Annotated in this window: 1 protein-coding gene; it reads left to right on the top strand. The window is 31.3% G+C overall.

Translation table 11 applies throughout. The features are described from left to right. Nucleotides 1–72: 72 nt before the first annotated feature. Nucleotides 73–1,131, top strand: a complete 1,059-nt coding sequence (locus PL9214_RS29750; protein WP_072718995.1) for an IS630 family transposase — start codon at nt 73–75, stop codon at nt 1,129–1,131. The last annotated feature ends 25 nt before the right edge of the window (nt 1,132–1,156 follow it).

The following is a 1,156-nucleotide window of genomic DNA, read 5'->3' as shown; positions in this document are numbered from 1 at the left end:
TATAGCAGTCCTAAATCATTATCAAGAGCATGATATAATGATATACACTACTTGATTATAACAATAAAAATTATGAATGGCTTACAACAGGCAGAAAAAGAGGGGAACAAAGAAATAGCTGAATTAGAAATTTTAATTGAGAGTAATCTTTCGGCAAGAGAACTAAAACGAGCAATAGCTGTCAGGATGGCACTCACCGGTAAAATTTACCGTGAAATCAGCCAAATTTTAGGCGTAAGCGAATTTTTTATTGGGTATTGGAAAAAAGTTTTTAAAGTCAAAGGAATCGCCGGGTTAAAACTAGGATATAAAGGCTCAAAAGGGTATTTAAGTATTCAACAAAAAACAGAAGTAATTGAGTGGTTAAAGAATAAAAAGTATTGGGATTTAGATGAGTTAGTTATTTATGTGGAGCAAGAATTTGGGGTAATATATAAATCCAAACAAAGCTACTATAAACTGTTTGAGCAGGCAAATATTAGTTGGAAGAAGTCTCAGAAAGTGAATCCCAAATTTAGCGAAGAGCAGGTAAAAAAAAAGAGAGAAGAAATTAATGAGATGTTATCGAAACAAAAGACTGGCATAGAATCGGGGGAAGTAATAGTATTTTTTTTAGATGAATGTCATCTACTTCATGGAGATGTTAAGGGCTACGTTTGGGGTCAATCAAATCTAAGAATTGAAGTTCCAATTACCAATGAAAAAGAGCGACAAACTTATTTTGGAGCACTGAATTATCAAAGTAAAAGATTCCACGTTCAAAGTTACCCATCTGGGGATGGAAAATCAACAGTTGAATTTATAAAATACTTACAAAACCAATATAAAAACAAGAAAATTATCTTAATTTGGGATGGAGCCACCTATCATAGATTTGGAGAATTTAGAAAATTTTTATCAGAAATAAATGGGGATAAAGAACCTGATGATTTTTTAATTACTTGTATTTTATTTGCTCCTAATGCTCCGCAACAAAATCCGGTTGAAGATATTTGGTTACAAGCGAAAAACTTTTTGAGGAAGTATTGGTATTTATGCAAGTCGTTTAAGATTATCAAATTTTTGTTTGAGTTCTTTACCAAAGAACATAAATTTGATTTTCCCAAAATTCATCAGTATACTTATACATAGAAAATCATTTAGGATTGCTATAGTT

The organism is Planktothrix tepida PCC 9214 (genome assembly GCF_900009145.1).
Classification (GTDB): Bacteria; Cyanobacteriota; Cyanobacteriia; order Cyanobacteriales; family Microcoleaceae; genus Planktothrix; species Planktothrix tepida.
Note: the sequence above shows the minus strand (reverse complement) of the source record. Positions and strands in the feature narration are given on the sequence as shown.

Coding starts and splice junctions, on each gene's coding strand:
- PL9214_RS29750 (WP_072718995.1), top strand. CDS start 73: ATGAATGGCTTACAACAGGCAGAAAAAGAGGGGAACAAAGAAATAGCT.